Annotated in this window: 20 protein-coding genes and 5 pseudogenes; 10 read left to right on the forward strand and 15 right to left on the reverse strand. The window is 57.3% G+C overall.

The annotated features are described in order from the left end of the window. From K3759_RS19255 to K3759_RS19265, 3 genes are read right to left on the reverse strand one after another with little or no spacing between them, the layout of a single operon-like run. Nucleotides 1-1185 carry an acyl-CoA dehydrogenase family protein gene (locus K3759_RS19255; RefSeq protein ID WP_259986235.1) on the reverse strand — a complete coding sequence of 395 codons (1185 nt, stop codon included), beginning with the start codon at nucleotides 1183-1185 and terminating at the stop codon, nucleotides 1-3. Next, nucleotides 1182-3320, reverse strand: a complete 2139-nt coding sequence (locus tag K3759_RS19260; RefSeq protein WP_259986237.1) for an acetate--CoA ligase family protein — start codon at nucleotides 3318-3320, stop codon at nucleotides 1182-1184. The genes K3759_RS19255 and K3759_RS19260 overlap by 4 nt, the downstream gene beginning before the upstream one ends. Nucleotide 3321: 1 nt before the next feature. Next, a complete protein-coding gene (locus K3759_RS19265) occupies nucleotides 3322-4095 on the reverse strand; it encodes an enoyl-CoA hydratase/isomerase family protein (RefSeq protein ID WP_409202530.1) in 774 nt (257 codons plus the stop codon). 236 nt (nucleotides 4096-4331) lie between these two features. On the opposite strand from K3759_RS19265, the gene K3759_RS19270 reads away from it, so the two are divergent. After that, a complete protein-coding gene (locus tag K3759_RS19270) occupies nucleotides 4332-5309 on the forward strand; it encodes a tripartite tricarboxylate transporter substrate binding protein (protein ID WP_259986239.1) in 978 nt (325 codons plus the stop codon). A 152-nt stretch (nucleotides 5310-5461) separates the two neighbouring features. Here the strand turns inward: K3759_RS19270 and K3759_RS19275 are convergent, their stop codons facing one another. Next, nucleotides 5462-6088 carry a TetR/AcrR family transcriptional regulator gene (locus K3759_RS19275; protein WP_259986241.1) on the reverse strand — a complete coding sequence of 209 codons (627 nt, stop codon included), beginning with the start codon at nucleotides 6086-6088 and terminating at the stop codon, nucleotides 5462-5464. Between the two features lie 80 nt (nucleotides 6089-6168). Next, a complete protein-coding gene (locus tag K3759_RS19280; RefSeq protein WP_259986243.1) occupies nucleotides 6169-7077 on the reverse strand; it encodes a LysR family transcriptional regulator in 909 nt (302 codons plus the stop codon). A 106-nt stretch (nucleotides 7078-7183) separates the two neighbouring features. On the opposite strand from K3759_RS19280, the gene K3759_RS19285 reads away from it, so the two are divergent. Both K3759_RS19285 and K3759_RS19290 read left to right on the forward strand, forming a co-directional pair. After that, nucleotides 7184-8254: an LLM class flavin-dependent oxidoreductase gene (locus K3759_RS19285; RefSeq protein WP_259986245.1), complete on the forward strand. Its 1071-nt coding sequence runs from the start codon at nucleotides 7184-7186 to the stop codon at nucleotides 8252-8254. Between the two features lie 4 nt (nucleotides 8255-8258). After that, entirely contained in the window at nucleotides 8259-9059 is an 801-nt protein-coding gene (locus K3759_RS19290; protein ID WP_259986247.1) for a flavin reductase family protein, read from the forward strand. A 55-nt stretch (nucleotides 9060-9114) separates the two neighbouring features. On the opposite strand, the gene K3759_RS19295 is transcribed toward K3759_RS19290, so the two are convergent. The 3 genes from K3759_RS19295 to K3759_RS19305 all read right to left on the reverse strand — a co-directional run bounded on the left by K3759_RS19295 (nucleotide 9115) and on the right by K3759_RS19305 (nucleotide 11977). Continuing rightward, nucleotides 9115-9636, reverse strand: coding sequence for a nuclear transport factor 2 family protein (locus K3759_RS19295; RefSeq protein ID WP_259986248.1), 522 nt, complete (start codon nucleotides 9634-9636; stop codon nucleotides 9115-9117). A 61-nt stretch (nucleotides 9637-9697) separates the two neighbouring features. Beyond that, complete coding sequence (locus K3759_RS19300) at nucleotides 9698-11203, reverse strand: 3-hydroxyacyl-CoA dehydrogenase (protein ID WP_311199024.1); 1506 nt, start codon at nucleotides 11201-11203, stop codon at nucleotides 9698-9700. A 3-nt stretch (nucleotides 11204-11206) separates the two neighbouring features. Then, on the reverse strand, nucleotides 11207-11977 hold the full coding sequence (locus K3759_RS19305; protein ID WP_259986250.1) for an enoyl-CoA hydratase-related protein: 771 nt from the start codon (nucleotides 11975-11977) through the stop codon (nucleotides 11207-11209). A 193-nt stretch (nucleotides 11978-12170) separates the two neighbouring features. On the opposite strand from K3759_RS19305, the gene K3759_RS19310 reads away from it, so the two are divergent. Next, on the forward strand, nucleotides 12171-12881 hold the full coding sequence (locus tag K3759_RS19310) for an IS6 family transposase (RefSeq protein ID WP_259986252.1): 711 nt from the start codon (nucleotides 12171-12173) through the stop codon (nucleotides 12879-12881). 714 nt (nucleotides 12882-13595) lie between these two features. On the opposite strand, the pseudogene K3759_RS19315 reads toward K3759_RS19310, so the two are convergent. Beyond that, a pseudogene (locus tag K3759_RS19315) lies at nucleotides 13596-14081 on the reverse strand (transposase); the annotation flags it as partial. Nucleotides 14082-14161: 80 nt separating this feature from the next. Between K3759_RS19315 and K3759_RS19320 the strand changes: the two are divergent. The 4 genes and pseudogenes from K3759_RS19320 (at nucleotide 14162) to K3759_RS19335 (ending at nucleotide 18234) form a co-directional block, all read left to right on the forward strand. Then, nucleotides 14162-15315, forward strand: a protein-coding gene (locus K3759_RS19320) for an IS3 family transposase (protein WP_409202531.1) whose coding sequence is annotated in 2 segments (ribosomal slippage) — nucleotides 14162-14423 and nucleotides 14423-15315 — 1155 coding nt in all. Because the reading frame shifts where the segments join, the coding sequence is not laid out codon by codon here. Between the two features lie 601 nt (nucleotides 15316-15916). After that, nucleotides 15917-16132: a hypothetical protein gene (locus K3759_RS19325; RefSeq protein ID WP_259986257.1), complete on the forward strand. Its 216-nt coding sequence runs from the start codon at nucleotides 15917-15919 to the stop codon at nucleotides 16130-16132. Nucleotides 16133-16168: 36 nt separating this feature from the next. Beyond that, nucleotides 16169-16613 (forward strand): annotated as a pseudogene (locus tag K3759_RS19330) (DUF2231 domain-containing protein). An 85-nt stretch (nucleotides 16614-16698) separates the two neighbouring features. Then, nucleotides 16699-18234, forward strand: coding sequence for a PQQ-dependent sugar dehydrogenase (locus tag K3759_RS19335; protein ID WP_409202536.1), 1536 nt, complete (start codon nucleotides 16699-16701; stop codon nucleotides 18232-18234). Nucleotides 18235-18451: 217 nt separating this feature from the next. Here K3759_RS19335 and K3759_RS19340 read toward each other — a convergent pair whose 3' ends face one another. The 3 genes and pseudogenes from K3759_RS19340 to K3759_RS19350 form a co-directional block, all read right to left on the reverse strand. Next, nucleotides 18452-19225: a PRC-barrel domain-containing protein gene (locus K3759_RS19340; protein ID WP_259986259.1), complete on the reverse strand. Its 774-nt coding sequence runs from the start codon at nucleotides 19223-19225 to the stop codon at nucleotides 18452-18454. A 780-nt stretch (nucleotides 19226-20005) separates the two neighbouring features. Then, a pseudogene (locus tag K3759_RS19345) lies at nucleotides 20006-20224 on the reverse strand (transposase); the annotation flags it as partial. Nucleotides 20225-20247: 23 nt separating this feature from the next. Beyond that, on the reverse strand, nucleotides 20248-20577 hold the full coding sequence (locus K3759_RS19350; protein ID WP_259986261.1) for a hypothetical protein: 330 nt from the start codon (nucleotides 20575-20577) through the stop codon (nucleotides 20248-20250). 84 nt (nucleotides 20578-20661) lie between these two features. On the opposite strand from K3759_RS19350, the pseudogene K3759_RS19355 reads away from it, so the two are divergent. Further along, nucleotides 20662-20958 (forward strand): annotated as a pseudogene (locus K3759_RS19355) (IS6 family transposase); the annotation flags it as partial. Nucleotides 20959-21041: 83 nt separating this feature from the next. On the opposite strand, the gene K3759_RS19360 reads toward K3759_RS19355, so the two are convergent. The 3 genes and pseudogenes from K3759_RS19360 to K3759_RS20265 form a co-directional block, all read right to left on the reverse strand. Then, nucleotides 21042-21644, reverse strand: a complete 603-nt coding sequence (locus tag K3759_RS19360) for a plasmid pRiA4b ORF-3 family protein (RefSeq protein WP_259986262.1) — start codon at nucleotides 21642-21644, stop codon at nucleotides 21042-21044. After that, nucleotides 21641-21935, reverse strand: a pseudogene (locus K3759_RS19365) (transposase domain-containing protein); the annotation flags it as partial. The gene K3759_RS19360 and the pseudogene K3759_RS19365, both read right to left, overlap by 4 nt. A gap of 444 nt (nucleotides 21936-22379) precedes the next feature. Continuing rightward, on the reverse strand, nucleotides 22380-22550 hold the full coding sequence (locus K3759_RS20265) for a hypothetical protein (RefSeq protein WP_409202532.1): 171 nt from the start codon (nucleotides 22548-22550) through the stop codon (nucleotides 22380-22382). A gap of 681 nt (nucleotides 22551-23231) precedes the next feature. On the opposite strand from K3759_RS20265, the gene K3759_RS19370 reads away from it, so the two are divergent. Further along, entirely contained in the window at nucleotides 23232-23582 is a 351-nt protein-coding gene (locus K3759_RS19370) for an H-NS histone family protein (protein WP_259986264.1), read from the forward strand. Nucleotides 23583-23916 lie beyond the last annotated feature (334 nt).

The raw sequence follows: 23916 nt of genomic DNA on the forward strand, positions 1-23916 counted from the left end.
TCAGGCCGCCTTTCGCAAGTTGAGAATCCGTTTCGAAATGATGTCGAGCTGGATTTCGGTGGTGCCCGCGTAGATCGTCTCGGCGCGGCCCGACAGGTAGATATTCCTGAAACGTGCATGGGCATCGGCCAAAGCCTGCCCGCCGTCCAGCGGGAACCGTGAAACGATTTCATAGGCGACTTGCGCAAAACGTTGGTGCGCTTCGGACCAATACAGTTTGGGCAGCGATCCGCGCGGGCCGATCTGTTGCCCGTTGATCATATCCCCGACCAGCGTTTCGACATGCCCCTTCAGGTTCTCGACCGCAATCCGCGCTTCGGCGATCTCGCGGGTGTATCCCCTGAGCACCGCATAGGCGCGATTGTCCGACCGGCACGCCGCGACAAGGTGATCAATCTCGCTTTCGAAGCGCCACGAGCGATACATCCGGTTGCTGGCCCGTTCGATCGAAAGCACGCGGCTTGCCGCCGCCCAGCCTTCGTCGGGAGCGCCCAACATATTGTCTTCGGAAACGATAACGTCGTTGAAGAAGACCTCGCAAAAGGACCGCGCGCCGTCGATCGACACGATCTCGCGCACATCAATCCCCGGCGTGTCCATCGGCACCGCAAAAAGCATCAGGCCCTTGTGGCGGTCTTCGGCTACGCCCAATCGCGCCAGCAGCAGGCAGTATTGCGACTTCGAAGCGCCGGAGGTCCAGATTTTTTGACCGTTCACCTTCCAGCCATCGGCGGTTTTCTCGGCACGGGTGCGCAGCGCCGCAAGGTCGGAACCGGCGCCGGGTTCCGAGAACCCCTGACACCAGATGTTTTCCATGTTCAGGATCTTCGGCAGCAGGTCTAGCTTTTGGTCCTCGCGGCCCACAGTCATGATGATCGGTCCGGCAAGTTCCTTGCCGATCGAGTTCACCGCATTGGGCATCGGAGACAGTCCGATCTCGCGGTTGGCTTCCAGATGTTCGTGCAAGGTCAAGCCGTGGCCGCCATATTCGACCGGCCATGTGATACCGACAAGACCGGCCTTGTGCTGCTCGGCCTCGAAGCCGACTTTTTCCTCGAGGCTCGCCTCGATGGACGCGCGGTCCGTGCGCAGCGCATCGGTCAGGTTCGCTTCGATCCATTTGCGGGTCTGCGCTGCATAGGTGCCCGGCTCATAGCTGCTTTTGCTCGGGTTCTGAGTTGTCATTCTGCCGCCTCCACCGCATTTGTCTCTTTGGTCACAATCAATGCATCAAGCGCCACGGCGCCGTTGCCTTCCCCCCTCACGAGGATCGGGTTGATGTCGATTTCGGCCACATCTGCGGCATGGGTCACGGCAAAGCGTGACAGATCGACAATCGCCTGCGTCAGCGTCGCCAGATCGGCTTTTGGCCGTCCACGTGCACCGTCAAGAAGCGCAAAGGCGCGCAGGCTGCGCACCATGCGCTCGGCCTCGTCTGCCGTCACCGGCGCCAGCGCCAGCGCGGTATCTTCGAACACCTCGGTAAACACACCACCAAGGCCGACCATGATAACCGGACCAAAGGTCGGATCCTGAGTCGTGCCAAGAATCAGTTCAGTGCCGCCGCTGGTCATCGGGGCCATGATGACGCCGTCGATGCGCGCCTCGGGCTTGAACAGTTCAACCGAAATCACAAGCCGTTTGAAGGCCGCTTTGGCACCGGCTTCGCCGGAAATGTTCAGCTCCACACCGCCGATGTCGCTTTTGTGCAGGATGTCCGGCGAAAGAATCTTCATGGCCAGTTTGCCGCCGATCCGCGCCGCCGCCTGTGCCGCTTCCTCGCCGGTTGTCACAACAGCGTCCTCGGCAAAGGGCAGACCCGCCGCGCGCAGCGCCGCTTTGGCCGTGGCCTCGTTGCGTTCAGCCCCCGCCATAAGCGGCGCGGGGCTCACATCTTCGACCGCGACCATTTTGGTATCGCGCAGCGCATCGGCCTGTGCCAGTGCGGCAATCCCGCGCATCGTGGCGTCGATGGTCGAAAAACACACGATCCCCAAGGCGCGCAGCTCGGCAATGGCATCCTGCGGCCCGCCGATCGTCGCAACAAGCGCCTTGTCGGGGTGCGCGGCGCTGACTTTCTTCAGCGCTTCGGTATAAACCGAGCGCAGCCGCGGCAGGCCCATGCCCATCGCAAGCATCAGACAGACTGTCGAATTTTCGGGATCGGACAACGCCGCATCCACCAGATGTTCCAGAATATCGGGATTGGCCGACATCTGCGCTGTGGCGTCGATCGGGTTGACCGCCGACGCAAGAGGAAGCCGCTCTTTGATACGCGCTTGCGTGGCTTCGGTCAGGGGGTTTACCGCAATGCCGTTGGCCGCAGCCGAATCCGCCATCATCACCCCGAAGCCGCCCGATGCGGCGACCATGGCCGCCGAAGGATCGGCACCGATCCGGCGCGTGCCCATGGTTTCCAGGGCAACCCCGACCTCGACAAGCTCTTCCAGAGATTGCACGCGCACCGCACCATAACGGTCAAACACCGCATCGAACACGCGGTCGCTGCCGGCCAGACCACCGGTATGCGACAGCGCCGCCTTCTGGCCCGCCTCGCTGGTGCCGATTTTCATGACCACAACGGGTTTGCCCGCTTCGCGCGCCTTGGTCAGGGCACGGGTCAGACGCGCGCCGTCGCGGCAGGTTTCAAGCACCAGAAGGATCACCCGTGTCGCATCGTCCTGCGCCATCCATTCAACAGCGTCCGCCGCCTGAATATCCGCCTCGTTGCCTGTCGCGATGAACCGCGCGATCCCTGCACCTTCGCGGCGCAAACCGGCCAGGGTGACCGAGCCGACATTGCCGCTTTGCGAGGCGATCGAGATACCGCCTGCGCGGGGCATTTCCTTTTCCAACGCAATAGAGAACGTCCCGATGGCACAATTGGCGACCGACACAGACCCCAGGCAATTCGGGCCGACAATCCGCATTCCGCTGGCATCCGCAAGGGCGGTGATAGGAGCCTGAAGCGCTTCGCCGTCGGGGCCGTTTTCGGCAAAGCCCGCCGACAGAACGATAGCCGCGCCAACGCCAAGCTTCGCCGCGTTTTCAAGCACGGCAACCGCCGCAGCACCCGGCACAAGGATCAGAACCAGGTCGGGAACCTGCGGCAACGCACCAAGGTCCGCATAGGCCTTAAGCCCCTGAACCTCATCCACCTTTGGGTTCACCGGAAGGATGCCGCCCTTATAGCCATGCTTGAGCAGCATGTGGATCGGACGACCTCCGGTTTTCTGCGGATCTGAAGATGCCCCGACCACGGCGATAGAGCGGGGCTCGAAAACTGCGGACAACCCGGTCAAAGAGCGCGCTTTGTTCATCTCAACGCCCCTTGAAAACCGGTGCACGCTTTTCAAGGAACGCCATGCGCGCCTCTTTCGCATCGTCGGTTTTCGACAGTGCCATCGTGTAGTTCTGTTCAAGCCGGTAGGCATCGCGCTGCGGCATGTTCTCGACCATATTGGCCGCTTCTTTGGCGTATTTGATCGCAAGCGGCGCTTTGGACGCGATTTCTTGCGCCGTTGCCATAGCGGTATCGACAAGGTCGTCGGGTTTGGTCACGGCTTCGATGATCGACCGGTCCAGAAGCTCTTGCGCGGTCATGCGTTTGCCGGTGAAAAACATCAGCCGCGTTGTCGAACGGCCAAACAGGCTGTTAAGCATCGACGCGCCGCCGGCCAATCCGACATTGATCTCGGGCATCCCGAAAACCGCGTTTTCAGAAGCGTAATAAATGTCGCAAGACGCCATAAGACCCAGACCCGCACCAAGCGCAGTGCCGTTCACGGCGGCGACCACGGGTTTTGCACATTCGCGAATCGAATTGCCGGTTTCACGGGTGATCCGGTTGTGTTCCAGAAAATCACCGGGGCTTGCGGGATCCGGGCGGTCTTTCAGGTCCGCACCGGCGCAAAATGTCTTGCCCTCTGCGGTCAATACGGCAGCGCGAACGTCGTCACGTTGCGAGATTTCGTCAAAGATCTCTACGATCTCGTGACGCATTTTACGGTTCAGCGCATTCACTGGCGGGCGTGCCAAAGTCACCAGCGCCACCATACCATGCATCTCCACGCGAACGTGTTCTTTACCCATCATAATGTATCCTCCCTCTCGCGCCGACATGGCCGCGATCTCGATTCCGGACCGTTACCGCATCGGGGGGATCAGCCCCTGACCGGCCGGTCAGTCACGAAAGAAGATAAACACCGGAATTTTCTTCCGCAAGGGGTTTTTAGGGCGTTTTAAGTCTTGACTGACCGGCCGGTCACTACCTAGCGTCTAGCGACTCGGCCGAACACGCCGTTTTGTCACCCACAGGGAGGAAACCAGAAATGACCACATTCACACGAAGAAACCTGATCGCTGCTGTTGGCTTCGCAACATCCGCAATGATCGCGCCGATCGGCGCCTTTGCCGACTCGGGCGACCCCATTACACTCGTCGTGCCTTATGGTGGCGGCGGCCTGATTGACGGCCTCGTTCGCGAAATCGGCGACATGATGTCCGAAGATCTCGGCCAACCGGTTATCGTCGAGAACAAGCCCGGATCGAACGGCATCATCGGCGCGACCTATGCCGCCGCCGCAAAGCCTGATGGCCAAACATATTTCATCGGGGCCACTGGCCCGCTGTCGCTCAATGTCATGCTGCGCGAGGGGTTGACTTATGACCTCGACAGCTTCGAGCCGGTTGGCACCATGATGAGCGGCCCTCTCACCGTCACCATCCCCGCGTCGATCGAAGCCAACACACTCGAAGAGCTGAAAGCCTATGCGATCGAACTCGGGCAGCCCCTGCGCTACGCAACCCTCGGGCCAGGTTCGGTGACGCATCTGTTCGGCAAGGTTCTTCAGGATAAGCTCGGCGTTGAAATGGTTGACGTGGCTTACGCCGACAACCCCTCTGCGGTTGTCGACCTGATTGGCGGCCTGAACGATCTGAACTTCTCGACCCCGATCTCGCTGGTGAAATACCAACAGGCCGGAGATGTGAAGATGCTGGCCATTTCGTCGCCCGAACGCCACGAGAAATTCCCAGATCTGCCGACCACGACCGAACTCGGCTATCCCGAATTGGTGTCGTCCTTCTGGTTCGGTTTGCTAGCCCCCAAAGGCACGCCGCAAAACGAAATCGTGCGCGTGTCGGCAGCATTGCAGAACGCCATGCAAGACGAAGCGATCCAAACCAAGATGAACAACGTTGGCATGACCCCCGAAGTGGGCGGTGTGGATGCGATGCAGGCCCAACTTGATTGGGACAAGGATTTCTGGGGCAGCGTCATCAAAGAAAACAACATCACCCTCGAATAACACGGGCGACCATTTGAAATAGCAACGCAAAAGTGCCCCTTCCTTGCTGAACGGGGCGCTTTTTCATGGGATAAAACAAAATTGTTTTCAACGGCATAAGGACATCGACCCAACGCGCCGTGCCCTCGGTGGGCATGGCCCAAAAGGGTGGCCTAGCCGGGTTTAGCAAGCACACCGCCCAGAATGATATCGGCGTATTGATCGACAATATCTTCGGGGGTCAGCGATTTATCCGGATCATGCCAGCGGTGCATCCAGTTGATCCCCGACAACACTAGGCGGCCGGTCATCGCCGGATCGACGGGGTTAAACTCGCCCGACTGAACTCCCTCCTTGATGATTTCGCGCAGCATACTCTCGAACTCGCGGCGGCGCGCCAATCGGCGTTCCATCCGGTGCCGGTCGGGATCGGACCAAAACGCATTGCTCGCCGCCACCCACGCCGAGCGATGGTCGGCGTAGAACTTCGCCGCCGCGCCCATGTAGGCGCGCAATTTCTCGGCGGCGCTGCCGTTTTCGGGGATACGTGTGCGCACAAAGGCATTCAAATGGCGCGTCGCCGAAAACGCGATGCGCGCATAGATGTCTTCCTTGCTGGTGAAGTGGTGATACAAAAGTGCTTTTGACACCCCCGCGGCGGTGGCCAAATCGCGCATAGATGTGGCGTCATAGCCTTTTTCCGCGAACAGCGAAGTGCTCTTATCAAGGATGAACTGCATCCTTTCGCTTACCAACTCATCTACGTCGGTTGCGGCGCCTTCGGCGGACCTATCTGTCATTTGTTCTTATCCGCCTCATTTCAGCTTACCGAGCATCGCACGTGACTGACCAACCGGTCAAGTTGGGTAAACCGCTTAAATTACCGCAGCTTATCCCAATTTTTGACGACGAAATCAATGTAGTGGCGCAGTTTGGCGGGCACATAGGGCGTTTGCAGGTAGGTCACGAAAATGCCCTCGTCAAAGGTGGTGTTGGTGACGCGGATGTCGGGCAGCAATTGCACTAACCGCCCCTCGCGCAAGTCATCGGCCACGGTGTATTCATCCAGCAGGGCGATGCCTCTGCCCGCCCGCGCCATTTCCAGCAGGACCAGACCGTTGTTCGACATGAAGGCTGTCGGCACGCTGATCTCTTCGGCCGCGCCGTCGTCGTGACGCCGGAACCGCCAGAACACCGGTTCGGTATTAAGCCAATAAGTCAGACAGGCATGGTTATGAATATCCACGGGTTGGGTCAGCGGTGGGGCATCATCCAGATAGCCGCGCGAGGCCACGAGGATGCGGCGCGAATGAAACAATCGCCGCCGCACCAACCCCGCCTCTTCGGGGGGGGCGATGCGAAAATCAAGATCGAATTTGTCCTCACGCAACCGCACCGGCCCCTCGGACAAATGCAAATCCAAGATCAACTGCGGATTGGCCTTTTGAAATTCCGGCTGCAACCGGGCAAGGACTGAGACCCCGAACATGGTCCGCGAATGCACGCGCAGAACACCCTGAACCAGGTTTTGTTGGGCGGTGGCATTGGTTTCGGCCATTTTGAGGTTGGCCAAAATCTCGCCCGCGTCATGCAAGAAGATTTCGCCGCTCTCTGTCAGGACCAGCGCCCGCGTCGAACGCAGGACGAGTGCGACACCCAGAGAGTCTTCAAGCGCGCTGACATGTCGCGAGACCGAAGCCGGAGACAGCCCGTACCGCCGCCCCGCCGCAGAAAAACTGCCGGTTTCGGCAATCGCCACGAAAAGCTCCATTGCGCGCAGCTTGTCCATCCTCCACCTTTCAACATTTTGAAAAACTGAACTGCATTTTCATCATCTTCCCGCGAATATTGCAATAATGTATCTTGGTTTCACCATTCATCAGGGAGGAACTATCATGGATTTCGGTGCATTCATTCTCGCGCAGCAGCGCGGCTATCATCAATCCTCGCACGAGGTTATCGCCAATGCGGTCGAGCAAACCGTCATGGCCGAGCAGGTCGGGTTCTCGAACGCCTGGTATGCCGAACACCACTTCAACAACTATTCGCTGTCGCCCTCGCCCCTGATGATGGTGGCCCATACGGCGGCGAAAACCACAACCATCCGCCTCGGATCGGCCGTCTGCATCCTGCCGCTCTACCATGCGCCGCGCTTTCTCGCCGAAGTCGGCTTTGTCGACTCGCTGTCGAACGGCCGCCTCGAATTGGGCATCGGTTCGGGCTATCAGGATTTCGAATTCCAGCGCTTCGGCACCAATCTGGACGATTCCAGCAAGATCTTCGAAGAATATCTCGACGTGATCCCCAAAGCGCTGTGCGAGAAGATTTTCGAGCATCACAGCGAACATCTCGACATCCCGCCGTCGTCGATTGCGACCCGTCCGATGCAAGATCCGATGCCGCCGATCTGGGTCACCACCGGCAACCCGAAACTGCGCGAACGCGCCTTCCGCGAAGGCTGGAACCTGTTCGTGACCGCGCTTTTGGGCGGTATGGACCAAATCAAACACGTGCGCGGTCAGGTCGACCAGGCGATCGAAGCTTCGGGCACCGATGGATCCAAATCACGCCTCGGCTTCCTGCGGGTTGGCTATGCCTCCGACAATACGGCGGAAATCGATCACTATCTCGAAAATGCCCTGTTCCAGCGTCGCCTGTCGTTCAGCCTCAAGAACCGCACCCAACAGACCGACGATGGCTATCTCATGAAAGAGGTGCCAACCGACAGCGATCCGACCCTTGAAGAGCTGAAAAAGAACCTGCCCGTGGGCAGCGTCAATCAGGTCATCGACCGCCTGCTGGCCGAGATCGAGGTGCTCAAACCCGATCACATCGCCTTGCAAACCCAATTGGGTGACTTCGATCAAAAGACGATGCTCAAGCAAATGGAAGTTTGGGGCGACAAGATCATCCCGGCGATCCAGAAAGAGGTCGGCGCCGGCACCAAACTGATCGCTGCGGAGTAAACCCATGCGCTTGGTTCTCACCCCCGGTGCCCTGCCCAGGCTTGAGGGCGCCCACGACTTCAAACGATTCTCCGTCGCGGTTCCGGCCGCGGCAGAGGACGGCATGGACGCGCTGGTCGCGCCGATCGGTGATCGGGCCGAAGATGGCGCGCATGTCTGGGTTCGCCCCGATGCGATCCGCGCCCTGACGCCCCACGCCGGAGAGACAGCATGGGCGGCAGGGTTCGACGCGATGGTCGGCTTTGCCGAACGCTCGGGTTGGACCGACGCGGCCGGCCGCATCCGCGCCCATATCGAACGGATCAAAGCCCCGGCGCCCGTGGACGCGGATGCGTTCCGCGATGCCATGCGCCGTTTTGCATCGGGTGTCTGCATTGTTGCCGCGGGCGAAGGTGATGCCCGCTGCGGGATGACCGTATCGGCGTTTTCGTCGGTTTCGGCTGAACCGCCGATGGTTCTGGTCTGCCTCAACCGCTCCTCCGGATCGCATGAATGCGTCACCGGCGCCGCAACCTTCTCAGTCAATATTCTCTCTGCCGAGCAGGAAGAGGAAGCCATGGTGTTTGCCGGTCAACGCGGTCGCCACGGGCCGGATCGTTTCGGGGATGTCTGGCAGCAGGATGCATTGAGAACACCGGTTCTGACAACGGCCCACCACGCGTTGATCTGCGCAAGCGACAGCCAGCATCATTCCGGCAGCCACACCATTCTGGTTGGCCGCGTGATCGGCGCTTATTCCGGCAATACGGAAGGGGCGCTGCTCAACTACAACGGGGCCTTGCGCCAAGGTAACTGGGCAGCCTGATTCCTCCCTATCAGGTTCGACCAGAAGGCGATCCGCTTATACGGATCGCCTTTTTTCATGTCCCGATGCGATAGACCGGATCATCGGGAAACACCCCGCCAATCGGTTGCCGCAGGCCAAAACGGTCGACTTCGGACTCCTCCGGCACCGCTTGCGGTTCCACCCAGTCATAGACCACGACACGATGCGCAATGCGCCACGCGCCGCCCCGCTTCTCGAAACGGTCACAATAGCGGCCCGAAAGCATGGCTTGTCGCGTGATACCATCGACCCCCTCCCCGCGTTGCAGCGCGAGGAAATAGCTTTCGACATCCGCACGGCCATCGCCAAGCAAATCAATCAGGATGTTGTTGATGTGATGCACATTACGCGCCCCACGCGCCCAAGCGCCCCGCACCCGATCATAAAACTCTTCGACCGGACCAGAGGTCGCGCCGTGTTGGTCCCATGCGCCGGGCCAATACGCACTTTGCAGGGCGGCTTCATCCGCTCTGTCGATGCCGCGCGCATAGCGAAACAAACAGTCCCGGATCAATTCGCGGTCGGCCAGATCATCGGTCGATATGCCAGTGCTCATGGAATTTCCTCCTCAAGATCAAAGATGCACCGCCCAGACATCTGTGCGGGCGGTGCGGTGGTCAGTCGTCCGCGCTAAGCGACAAGCCAAGCCGCGCGCGCCGCTTCAACCAAAGACTTGGACGGTAGCGGTCGGACCCGGTCGTGTCTTGCAACGCGTCCATCGTCTCCAGAACCCTGCCCGCACCCAACAAATCGCCATGATCCAGCGGGTTGAACGGATAGTTCAGACCCAAAGTCATTGCCTTGCCAAGGTCTTCGGGGCTACCGACCCCGATCTGCGCCATCTCGCAGCACAGGTTCACGATCATCGCAATGATACGCGGCGCGACAAATCCGGGGCTGTCCCTGATCACCTCGACATGCAGTCCGGCCTTGCCAAGCCACGCCGCGACATCCTCAAGCACGTCCGAACCGCCGGGCGCGGTCATGATCGTGACCACCCCCAAGGCAAGCGCCGACAGATCCACCGCAACCGTGCGCTTCGGGTCCAGACCCAGACGCGCGACGACGCCCGTGCAATCCTCGCCGTTCGGGCTGACCAGAATGGGCATTTTTCCGTCATCCGTCCCGGCAACAAGCCCCTTTTCAACCAGCCCGGCAAAGCGGTCGGTGGCTTCGGGCAACACAACGGGCAGCGCGGTCACCGGTCCGGCCACCGGCGGGCTCGGCATCGGGCTTGGCGGCTTGGGGCCATCTTCGGCGTAATCATAGAACCCCTGACCGCTCTTGCGACCCAACAGCCCCGCCTCGACCATATAGCCATGCCCGGCCGTGGTGCGCAGACGCGGATCGCTCTGGTAGCCTTCGAAAATCAGGCGCGACACGGGAAAATTGACGTCCATGCCGGTCAGGTCCATCAATTCGAACGGCCCCATACGGAACCCCGCCGCCATTTTCATGATCCGGTCAATCTGCTCCGGCGCGGCCACGCCTTCGCTCTCGATATGCAGGGCCTCGGTGTAATAGGCCCGCCCGCCCAGGTTGACGATAAATCCGGGGCCGTCCTTGGCCAACACCGGCACTTTGCCCATCGCATCAGACAGCGCAATCGTGGTGTCGATCACCGCCTGATCCGTGGATGCGCCGCCGATCACCTCGACCAGCTTCATCAACGGCACCGGATTGAAAAAATGCATCCCCACCACGCGGCCGCGGTTTTCGCAGGCCTTGGCGATCGAGGCGATCGACAGTGACGAGGTGTTCGATGCCAGGATGGTTTGCGCGCCGACGATGGATTCAAGATCGGTGAACAGCTTTTGCTTGATGTCCAGCCGCTCGATGATGGCCTCGATGACCAACTGCGCATCGGCCAATGTGGACAGATCGGCGGAAATCTTCAGCCGCCCTTTTGCGGCTGCGGCAGCCTTGCTGGTGATCCGGCCCTTTTCCGCAAGACGGTCGATGCGGTCCCCGATACTGCTGCGCGCACGGCTCAGGGCGTCGGCGTTCATGTCGTTCAAAATGACGTCGTATCCCGATGTCATCAACACCTGCGCGATGCCCGCGCCCATCAGACCGGCGCCGATCACGCCAACCGTTTTAATGTCTTCAAATGTATAGGCCACGAGTCAATTTCCTGTAAATACGGGGGAGCGTTTTTCGAGAAAGGCGCGCATCCCCTCTTTTTGATCGTCGGTCGAGAACAACATCTGAAACAAACGGTTCTCCAGCATCAGCGCGGTGTCGAGCGGCGCGTTGCCGCCCTCGTGCACCGCTTCCTTGATCGCCCGCACGGCTTGCGCAGGTTGCGCCGCGATGGTGGCCGCCATCCCAAGTGCTGCCGACATCACCTCGGCATCTGGCACCACCTCAGAGACAATGCCCATATCCATCGCCACATCGGCAGAAAACATGTCGCCCGTCAGCAGATAGCGCAAAGCTTTGGCCTTGCCCGCGCTGCGCAACAGCTTTTGCGTGCCGCCCGCCCCCGGCATGATCCCGACCTTGATCTCGGGTTGGCCGAATTTTGCCGTATCCCCTGCGATCACGATGTCGCACATCATGGCAAGCTCGCATCCCCCGCCAAGCGCCAGCCCGCGCACCGCGGCGATCACCGGCGTACGCGCCGCCTCGATCGCGCGTTTGGCCGCAGACAAGCGGTCGAACACCTCGCCCATGGGCCGCGCCTCCGCCAGTTCACCAAGGTCCGCCCCCGCCGCGAAAGCCTTTTCATCGCCGGTCAGAACGATACAGCGCACCTTTGGGTCGGCATCAAGTTCGGCCACCGCCGCTGCGATTTCCGCGCGCAGGGCGCTGGATAGGGCGTTGCGCCGCTCGGGGCGGTTAAGACGGATAATCGCAACCCGATCTTCGCCTCTTTCGATAAGAACCAATGACATGTTTCCCTCCTGTTTTCGTCACGACTTGCCTGACCAACACGGGCCAAATGCGTTGTTTTCATTTATAGATTGGCACCGTCACGGGCGAAACGGCTAAGGTCGGCCGATTACATCAAGAAACGAAAAACTGCTTGGTGCGATAAGAAGGGATTGCCAACTTGTTCGCGGTGCGGCACTTGGTTAGGCGTTGGATATGAATATACCATCTTCCATGCCGCGCCTGAAAGGCTACCGTTTCCCTCGTGAAATCGTTGCATATGCCGTCTGGGTCTACCATCGCTTCGCGCTCAGCACGGCGGACGTCGAGGATCTTCTTGCCGATCGGAGTGTGATGGTCAGCCGGGAAACGATCCGAAAATGGGTGAACCGCTTTGGCCGCCACTTTGCCGATTGCATCAGGCGCGACAGACCCGCCGCGGGCGACAAATGGCACTTGGATGAGGTCGTCATCCCAATCAACGGCAGAAAATACTGGCTCTGGCGGGCGGTCGACGCGAACGGCGACGTCCTTGACATTCTCGTTCATCCACAGCGCAATGCCAAGGCTGCAAGACGTTTTCTGACAAGGCTGATCGACCGGTTCGGTGAACCCCGTGTCGTCATCACGGACAAGTTGCGCAGTTATTTCAGGCCGATCCGGGACCTGGCACCAGGCGTAGATCATCGCGCGCACAAGGGCTCGAACAACCGGATCGAAGGATCACACAGGCCAACACGAAAACGCGAGAAGTTGATGGGGCGGTTAAAATCTCCCCGGCAGGCACAAAGATTTCTGGCTGCCCATGATCAGATCAACATCGTTTTTCGCCCACGACGCTATCAACTCTCCGTCGTCTCATACCGCCACGCAAGGTCCGATGCTTTCGACCTCTGGAGAGGCTATGCTGCTGTAATGACCGCCTGACAGGCAGAGGTCTCGCCCCTCTCAAATAGGCGAAAACAAGTTGGCAATCCCCCCGGTTGATCTGTTTTTCGAAGAAGACCTCACGCAGTCAGACATAGAGACTTTCGTTGGTATCTGAATTTCTTTCGCCACTCTTGTCAATAACCTACCGTTCGCATCTCTCTGCAGAGGCGCGATCCGACGATAGCCATACCGGTTGTACAGGCGTATCAGCTAAATGGCGTCCACGGCGATAAGGGCGGCCGCCTTTTGACGGCCGCATCTGTTTGTGTATGTGCCACGAAGGGCCAAGGCTTCGCGCCCGAAGGCGCATCCTATAGACAGGCTCAATGACTGTAGTGACCGGTCGAGACCGCCGGTCACTATCTCAGACAAGAGTGTTCATTGATAAGGAAAAAGGGCCGTAACGCTGTAACAGCACCGTTATGGAATCTGTTACGGGTTATGTGTATGTTTTTATTTATATATAGGTTCCATAACGATGCAACAGGAAATCCCCGCAAGAGTGTGCTCAAATCGCGGTGAGATTCCTGTTTTAATGTTGGACATACTGGACCGAATGGACAGCATTGTTTCTAAACAGCAAAAACATTGGCCACGGTACCCGCTGTCCTAGAACTAACTGCGAGAACTTGCTTGGACCACGCAGCAGGGAGACCTGATAGTGCCCCGAGAGGTGGTGTAATTTGTTCTCCGGCTGGGTGTTGAGCCGGTTTACAGGGCGGCGATTTTCGCCGGGTCCATGGTGTTATCCTCGCAGATGGTGGCGACGGTTTCCAGTGTCATGTAGCGACGGGTGACGGCCCATTCATCGTTCTGCTCCAGCATCAGCGCGCCGACGAGGCGCCTGATGGCGGCTTCATTCGGGAAAATGCCGACCACATTGGTACGGCGCTTGATCTCTTTGTTGAGGCGCTCAAGCGGATTGGTTGAATGGATTTGCCGCCAGTGAGCCTGCGGAAAAGTCTTGTAGGCCAGCACGTCGTCTTCAGCGCGCAGCATCAGCTCAGCGAGCTTGGGATGGCGTGGCTGGAAGGCCTCGATCAGCTTGGCCCAGTGCTCTTTCGAGGCTGCCAGCATGTCTTGATCAAAGGCCGCCCTGAGCGCAGCTGTGACAATGGGGCGGTCTTTCTTGCCGACGCAGGCCAGCGCATTGCGCATGAAGTGGACGCGGCAGCGCTGGATGGTAGCACCCAGCACTGAGCTACCCCCCGAACATCGGACACTGACGTAAGCTGCGATTTGTAGTTTGCTGATCTTCAACACGAAGGAGATCAGGAATGTCGAAACGGAAGCAACATCACCCAGAATTCAAAGCCAAGGTGGCGTTGGAAGCGCTGAGAGGCGAAGAGACTGTCAGCGAGCTGGCCAGTCGGTTTGGGGTTCACCCGACGATGATCCATCAATGGAAACGTGCATTGCTTGAGGGCGCATCTGGTGTGTTCGAGCGAGGTAGCCGGAAGGCACCGGAAGTCGATGAAGAGCAGGTCAAAGACCTGCATGCCAAGATTGGGGAGCTGGCCGTCGCCAACGATTTTTTGGCCAGAAAGCTCAAACCCTGGACCGGCAAGTGAGGTGCAAGATGATTGAGCCGAACATTCCGGGTCTGTCCGTTGGCAAGCAATGTTCCCTGCTGTCGATCTCGCGGTCGTCATTTTATTATGAACCCAAGGGTGAGAGCGAGATGAACCTCGATCTGATGCGCGTCATCGATAAGCAGTTCTTGGAAACCCCGTTTTACGGTGTGCGCCAAATGACGTGGCACCTGCGCAATGAACAGCATCTGGTGAACGAAAAGCGCATCCGACGCCTTATGCGGTTGATGGGTCTCATGCCGATATACCAGAAACCCAACACCAGCAAGGCTGCGAACGGCCATAAGATTTACCCCTATCTGCTGCGTGGGCTGCGCGTGGACCGGCCCAACCAAGTCTGGTGCGCTGACATCACCTATCTACCGATGCGGCGAGGCTTTCTGTATTTGGTTGCCATCATGGACTGGCACACTCGCAAGGTGTTGGCGTGGCGCATATCAAACACGCTGGAAGCGGAGTTCTGCGTCGAGGCCCTGAACGAGGCCATCCACAAATTTGGTCTGCCACAGATCATGAATACGGATCAGGGAAGCCAGTTCACATCGTTCGCATGGACGGTTCGGCTGCGGCGATCAGCCGTGCGCATCTCGATGGACGGCAAAGGTCGCTTTCTCGACAATATCTTTGTTGAACGACTGTGGCGGTCTCTGAAATACGAGTGCGTCTATCTGCATGCTTGGGAAACCGGCTCAGAAGCTAAGGCTGGCGTCAGAAAGTGGATCGAGTTCTACAATCACAAGCGACCGCATTCTGCTCTTGGCGGCCAACCGCCTGCCGTGGTCTATTGGCAGAGAAACGAAACAACCAACCCCGGTCAGCAGGTGCAAAGAGTAGCTTAATTTACGCCAGATCCTGTCCAAGAGATGGGGAGTAGCTCAGAACTGCATAGCCGCGCTGAGTACAGTAATGATTTATTACTACTAAATTGATTAAACCTAAACGACAATCCTACTGACTGGGCATCGGCGAAACGCCTCTGAAAAACATTGACGGGCAACGTCTTACCCATTGCCCGCGTTCCGTTCAGTAACGAACTTACCTTCGAAAACCAAAATGTAGCGATAATCTCCAAAGACTGCATACGAAACATCGGCCCTGCCGTGTCGGCATGAAATCGCGGAGAGTTGATTGCGGCGAGAGAAAATGATCGCGTTTATTTGTACATTTGTAGCCGGGAAACCTTGTGCCTGCCGGGAGCGATATAAACCGCCCGGTGAATTTCTCTCGCTGCCAAGTTCGCCGGCGTGGTCCTTCGATCCTTTTGAAAACTGAAGACATTGCGAATAAGCGCGCCACCATTATCGAGTTGGAACAATCCGCCACGTCAGCGGTTGTCATTCTAGGTGACCTGTTCGAGGAAATTTTCCGGACTGCCTGCCTATGTGCGTCGTCGAAAACATCGACGGTGGCCAAACCTAAAATAACGCAGAAGGGCATAACATGAGTCCGCCAGACGCAAATCTCAAAAAGCAAGAGCGTCGCCACATCGGCCCATTGATCGGAATGGCCGTGACGGTGATCTTCGGCATTGGCATCATTGTCTACTGGATGGGTGAGGAAGTCGCTACAGCACCAGAAGACGACGGCACCGCCGTCGAGACACCTGCCACAGATAATGGCGTTTCCAGAGATGTGGAGGCCGCCCCGGCAGAATAATTGAGGCAGTAACTGACAAATGAGGGGATACACCGAATGACTTCTCAGTGTCCCAAATCCACAGCCGAGATCGCGGGTTGTCCGATACACGGGATGCTTGTCAGCTTTCCCATCGTGTGCTTCACGCTGACCCTGCTGACGGATCTCGCTTAATGGCAAACCGGCATTCTGATGTGGCAGCATTTTTCATCTTGGTTGCTGCTGGCCGGTTTGGTGATGGGTGGGCTGGCCGCAATCGCGGGCTTCATCGATCTCATCGGCAGTGCGCGGATACGCGCGATCTCTTCTGTATGGGTTCATGCTGTGGGCACTCGCACTCGCCTTGGTTAACAGCCTCGTGCATGCTGGAGATGGCTGGACGGCGGTCGTCCCTTGGGGATTGATCCTTTCAACCGCGACAGTGTTCGTGATGCTGGTCACAGGCTGGTTGGGCAGCGGTTTAGTGCATCAATATGGCGTGGGGGTATCACCTCATGAGTGATCGTTGCGCGACTAACCACCTTCGGACCTCACTTCCGAACCTGATGAAGTTCCCGATCCTGTCCGTCATAGAGACAACTTTAGCCATGACTGCCGCAGCTCAGGAGAGTGGATTTGACGTATCCGGTCAAATTGGTCCGGACCCCATTTTGCCAGAGCCACGCATGTCATTGCTGCCTGATATGAAGCTTGCCGAAGTGATCGGCTGGCAGGAGGGTGAAACGCCAACTGTTCCTGACGGTTTCACTGCAGCTGTCTATGCAAAGGACCCTGTGAACCCGCGCACGGTCCATACCCTTCCTAATGGTGATGTGCTGGTCGTGCAGGGGCGAGGCCCATCAGGCAAGCCCCTGCTCCGGCCCAAGGACTACATCCGGGGTTGGGTGATGAGCCTTGGTAAGGGTGGTGATGGTCCGACAAAGGACAGCAATCTGATTACCCTGTTGCGCGACACGGACCGTGATGGCGCAGTGGATAAACGTAGCGATCTGTTGACCGATCTGAACTCTCCTTTCGGGGTGGCCTGGATTGATAACACACTTTATGTGGCGGCGGCCGATGCCATCCTGTCCTATCCCTACGAGTTGGGCGCGACAGAGATCACCGCAGAGGCAGAGGTTCTCACGCCATTGCCCGGAGGGCCAATTAATCACCACTGGATAAAGGATTTAGCGCTAAGCCCGGATGGCACGATGCTTTATGCTTCCGTCGGTTCGAATTCCAATGTCGCAGAGCGCGGCATGGAGGCCGAGAAGGGCCGTGCTGCGATTTGGGAGGTGAACCGGGCAACTGGCGCGAGCAAGATATTCGCCTCCGGACTGCGCAACCCCAATGGACTGACCTTCGAACCTGAAACCGGCACTCTTTGGGCAGTCATCAACGAACGCGACGAGTTGGGACCAAACCTCGTGCCCGATTACATGACCTCAATCGTCGAGAACGGGTTTTACGGCTGGCCCTGGAGCTATTTCGGCGATCATGTAGATGAACGGGTCTATTCCAAGCGCCCGGACATGGTCGAAAAGGCGCTATCGCCCGATTACGCCCTGTCGAGCCACGTGGCACCGTTGGGCATGATCTTTACACGGGGTTCCGCGATGCCTGAGCCATACGCCAACGGTGCGTTCGTCGGCGAGCACGGCAGTTGGAACCGCGATCACTTCAATGGATACAAGGTTAGCTACATTCCCTTTAAGGACGGCAAGCCGTCTGGGAAAGCGGTTGCCTTCGTCACCGACTTCCTGTCAGGGGATCGAGCACAGGGGCGGCCAGCCGGCGTTGGCATTGATGGGACCGGTGCATTACTGGTGGCCGATGATGCTGGCAATACAGTCTGGCGGGTTGCCCCGTCGGACGGCACCGTGACGCCCGAGCCTGTCGGATCGGACGGCCAGCGGCTGCTCGCAGACGCTGGCGCGCAGGATGGCGAAGACCCTGCACCGGCAACCACGAAGACAGATTCAGAAACCGTAGAGGATCAGCAGCAGGAGCCGGAGAACGAGAATGAGAGCGTCGAAGACAGCATCAGTGAGGGCGGCGCTGCTGACGCTGTGTCGCCTACGCCACTGACAACTGGTCCCACGGTCAATCTCGATGCGGATCAAAACTCCGGGCAACAATAGGGAGGTTGGTCTTAGCCGACGCCGCCTAAAGGTACTGGGCTCACTTCTGGTGACCTCACCCCAAGTTTACATGGCGCCGGACACAAAAACCTTAGGACCCTTTAAGCTCTAATCACCAAGATAGAGATCCAGTGGAGTCCGCGGAAATCGGACCCTGCCGTCAGGTCCTGTCCGGTGTCTGGTAAACCAGTGTCGACAACCTGGCATTGCCCCCCATTCATACCCACCCTGCCCAGTATGGTTGATAGCCATAGTGGGTGTACATCCGTTCTTCATATTCCCGATCTAAAGTCATCGAGGGATCGAACTCAGGCGCGGCCTTGACCCTGTCCCGGGTGACATCAACGAAGATTTTCCTGTCGCTCCAATCGATTTCGCGTAGCCAATGCGGGGAAATCAAAACCATCTTTCCAGGCCACCAGTTTTTGGTGTCGATCATCAGGTAGCGAATGATCCATTCAGTTTCGTCGATCACAAAATTCTCAATGTGACCAATGCTGCCGTCAGTGGCTTCGACATAGTAACCGGTCACCTCACTGATACTGCGAAGGTGGGGATCCCCGTGCTGACTTTTCTCCGTCGCCACCGGCTTATCAGTGCGAATAGTCTTCTCCGGGACGACTGCGCCAACAGGCTGCATTCCTCCGACCAGCGCGTAGCCATACCCGCTGTCCCAGTACGGGCTCCACCCGTAGTGGCCATAAATATCGGCCTCAAGTGGATGGGATACCGGCTCGTCGGTTTCAAGTCCGGGAGCCGCCTCTATCTCATCAAGATTGAGGTCGACAGGATACTCGCGCACGGAAGGGTCCGGGTTCCCAAGCGCAGATGGAGGCAACAGAACCTTACGGCCCGGAAGCCATTTGCCAGTATCGACAACCATCCACCGAAGAGCAAAGTGCCGATCGTCAAAGAGAAGATCCGTAATTGAACCGACCGTGCCGTCCTTCGCGCGGAGTTTATATCCAACAATATCATAACTGCGTTGCATGGTTACTCCTGCTTGTAGGAACAAACACATTGCCCAGTTTGGGTCAAATATGCCTTTAACGCTTTAGCGTACTTCGCTGTTCTTCCCCGCGTCATCAGGGCTCTTAGAGACGCAGATTGCGAAAGGCAATTTAAGTGCGAAACTGGTTCAATTTCGGTTATACGCTAGTAGTTTAACTCGGGTTCAGGAGCATGGTTCCGTCCCGCGAATTGTTAAATTCTTTGTTTTGAAGACCACGCGGCAGCCTCTGGGTTTGGCGTCAGGGGGCAATCCCGTCAGCGATGAGCAAGACTCTCGCGGAACGCGTCGACGACCGACTGACAATCGTTCAGAAGCGACTGCCTGCTTCGCCTGATCAACCAACCCGAATTGCAGAGATCCAGACTGCTGCCGCCGCGCGGTCTGTCCTCTGAGCGGCCGTCGCGACCGTATCAGCACTCGATCAATACCTGCGGCGTGGACGCTACGCCAGCATGCTCCGCTTCGCCCTCTCCATCGCCATCACGATTTGGGTAAGGTACTGGCCCAGAAAGTTCCTCGCTGGGTAGAGGAGCACACCATGATCTGTCAACTCCAACTCGGCCCCCACCGAAGATGCGGCACTTTTTTTCCGACGCACTCTACCCGCAAACGACGACTACCGTTGCGCCAAGAGCGACAATGGCCACCACCGCCCACAATCCCATCTGAAGCCTTGTCATATACCCAAGATACCTCGCAGTTCTGATAGTGCCCGACGGAATGGTCTAATTTTGCTCTTCCGCTTTGGCTCAACCGCAGTTATGGGGCGGCGGTTGTCGCCGGGCCCATGAGGATAGTGTCGCAAATAGTGGCGACGGTTTCTAGTGTCATGTAGCGCTGTATGATTGCCCACTCATTATTCTGCTGTAACTCAAACATCGGAGCGCCAACCAACCGCGTGAACGCGGCCTCGTTTGGAAAGATATCCACGGCATTGGCCTAGCGTTTGATTTCGTTGTTTTGGCCCTCTGGACTGGTCCTGTCATAGTTTCGTGCCGCCCCTAGTGCTCGTTTAAGCCGCCTTTATTCGAAGACCAATCAAGCCAAAATTCCACACTTACATTCTTAGCAATCGCAAGGCTGATCAAAATCGCCAACGGCATCTTCAAAACGGCCACCTTGGCTGCTTCAGCCCGCCAAAAACCGGGTTCTGCCACGAAGCCTCGCCAGAGGTAATCTAATAGACACCCTATCTGGCTATGCTGGAACATTTTTCGCGCAAGACAATAACTTGCGAAGCGAAGTGCATGAACAGTATCGCCGTAATCCTCGGCAAAGCCATCAGCCGCACATATTTGCACTGCAGGAAGTAGACTCGCGTCGCCGGACATCGTCCACACCCGAGGCGTTTGGCTCTCTTGCATTAGCTTCTACGAAGCGCAACACTGTTCCGCACTGATGTAGGAGGAGGCCACATGTCGCGCCGAAATCCGTTTAAACAACACCGCTTTCCTAGAGATGTTATCCTCCTGGCGGTTCGCTGGTACTGCCGATACCCACTGTCGTACCGTGATATGCGGGATCTTTTGGCCGAGCGCGGGATCACGGCTGATGCGGCGACGATCTACCGGTGGGTTCAGAAATTTGGACAGGAGATCCGGAAACGAGCCTACGGTGCACATCGTTCCTGGCGCGGGCTGCAGTGGCATGTGGACGAGACCTACGTGCGGGTGAATGGCCGTTGGTGCTACCTGTGGCGGGCTGTCGATCAACGCGGGCAGTTGATCGATTTTCGGCTCACCGCTCGCAGAAACGCCGTAAGCATTCGGCGAAGGCCGTGGGCGCGCCGTATTGATCAGAGGCGTTTGGGTGCGGCTTTTGGTTTACGCGGCTTTGGGGCCCATTTTTTGGCAAGACGCTCGAAGTTATCGAGGATGCGGCCGATCTCTGCCTCATCCGGGTCGAACTGCCCCCCATACCATTCCAGCATCTGGCTGTGTTCTTCGTGCTTGGGGTCGGCTATGGCATCGAGGAAGTCAGCGTAGCCGGGGAAGCCGCCCACATCCTCCGGAGGGCAAGCACCGATGGCCCTGACCAGGCGTGGATATGCGGCACCCGCGATAGACCCATCGATTTTCTCGATCTTGATCACGTGGTGCCAGTTGTCGCCAAAGTCATAGATGTAATGGATGGTCTTGGTTCCCACATCTTCGATCACGTCAAGCAGGCTGGTTTTGCTGGCCGGCATCGGGCCAGCATAAAACCCATCTGGGTCTGGCACGCCCCAGCCGCTGCCATCGGCCCTGAACTCATACAGGTGACTGTCGGTCCATCCCATGGCAGCCTGGATCACATCATGCATGCGGCTCAGCTTGATCTTGAGGGGCACATCAAAGCGTCGAAGCACCTGAGGCTCGACATCGGACAATGTGACCTTGAGGCGTGCGACCAGCGTCATGCAGCAATCCTCTTCAATTCCATGGCGCCCTTCCAATTCCAGGGCATCAGTTCTGGTAAGCGTGACACAGGCATATCGGGCAGCCGCGCCAATACGTCTGCCATCCATGCCTGCGGATCAATGTCGTTCATCTTTGCTGTGACAATGAGGGTATACATGAAGGCTGCTTTGTCGCCTCCGCCGACGCACGTGAAAAAGCCATGACTTTCTACCCAATGCGATCCCTCTGAGCGCCCGTTCGGCGGCATTATTCGTTAAGCAGAGGCGCCCGTCATCAAGGAACGCGGTGAACTGTCCGTGATTTGAGGTTGACCTGAAAAGGGCCTAGCCAGCAGCTGAGGTCAGATTATGGATCTACTAGGACATTCTAAATCTTGCATGCGAACACTCGCTGTAAGCATTTGTTCTAAAGGTATTGTTTATGGCCCGGTCACTACGAGGGTCTTTTCCGACCTCATTTTAGGGCCTAAAAATCGATACAATTCAATATTTTTTTATTATCAATAAGTTATGGTCTGAGTGACCACAGCTACACTAAATAAGGCAGCGTCATGTCAGAAATTATATTCACGAATATATCGGTTTCGGTGAATTTTTACTGGCCCATCGGTTGTCCTTTTGTGGCCCGTCAGTGGTAGCTATGTGGCCCATCGGTGGCCGAGGAGGGTGCTTGAAAGCTATCTTGCTGCCACCAGACTAAGATAGCGCGCCGAGAAACCTCTTTGAACGGCCTGCTCATTCTCGGTGTAGACCTCCAAAGATAATTTCCCCTTCTGGGCTAGTGCCTCGGCGATAGGCAAACCGCGCGAGGGAGATCACGCCAAGGGTAAGCCAGAGACATGAGCGGTCGAGGTGCAACCATGCCCAGAATGCGACGCCGCCTGCGATTTCTGCCAGGGCAGCCAAGATCTACTTGCCAACCCAGAGCGACAGGGTCCAGGGATTCCATGTTGCCTAAGGATGACACCGGCAGAAGCCTGTTTGGCCGCATTACTGAGGGGTGGAGGTTTTCCCATTGGGCCGGAGCATTAGTGGTGGCCGTACTATGGATTATCGCAGCCTATGAAATGGTCGCCTATCTGTTCGACAACTAGGATGGCAGAGCTGTCTCATTTTACATTGAGTACCTTGCCGTTCATTCTAATGCGTCTATCTTCACCAAATGGCCTCCGATGAGCATAACAATACAGCCCCCAAACGTAAGATACGTGAACGTAGGGCAGACAGCGGACAAGTGCGGGAGCGGATGGCGTTCGGCATGGCTATGGTGGTGCTATGGGCGCTTGGCCTCTGGTTCGTCTTTACGCACTGACTGTCATCTACTGGGGCAATGCACTGAAGCCTTTGGCGACAAACGCGAGCTCTAAAGGCGTATCATCTCATAAAGGATCCAAACGGCACCATAGTGTAACGGCTTCAGATCAGTTGCTGAATTTTTTAGAGCAGCATTTTAGCGTATAATACGCTAGACTACCTTACCTATATTTTTGCCGGAAAATGAAAAATAACTGAGTCTCCATGTTCTTAGGGGTCGACGTTGGTGTGTAGTGATACATATATGGGCGCATATCTGAAATAGAGGTTGATATGTTTACGAAAAATGACCTGAAAGCAATGTCACGAAAAGAGCTCGAGAAGCTTCTGTCTGATGTAAAAAAGGCATTGCAGGCGGCTCGAAACAGAGACCAGCGAGAGGCAAGAAAAGCTGCTACTAAGGCGGCCGCAGAATTTGGATTTTCCTTAGGGGAAATTTCTGAAACGCAACCCTCAACTCCTGCGAAAAAGCGAGCTAACGTTAAGAAAGCTTCGAAGCCTTCAATGCCAATGTATGCCAATCCAGACGACAAGAAACAGACCTGGACTGGTAAAGGCCGACAGCCGAATTGGTTCCGTAGTCAGATCGAGAGCGGCACTGCGCCCGATGCTATGCGTATCTGACCGGTGGAAACCTAGAATCTCAACTGTTTCGGGACCGAAAAGTACCTAGACCATCCGGGGAGCGAGACTGATGGTTAGCTACGCATTTCAAAATGGTTTTTCTCTGATGCGCAGCTACCTGCATTTCGTCCTCCCCGTTTTTATTGATCGGTATGAGGCCTCGGGAGAGAAGTCCTCTTGAGCGTTACGTCTACAAGGCGCCTACAGAATGACCACATTAGGCCTACAGGACGGCTACAGATGGGCCACAACAAGTACTTCTAAAATGCAATCTCGTTAACGGTTTTGAGGCGCCCTGGTGTTGTTGCACCTCGGACGAGGTTGCGCTGAATAA

This window comes from Sulfitobacter sp. W027 (genome assembly GCF_025143985.1).
In the GTDB taxonomy this organism is placed as follows: Bacteria; Pseudomonadota; Alphaproteobacteria; order Rhodobacterales; family Rhodobacteraceae; genus Sulfitobacter.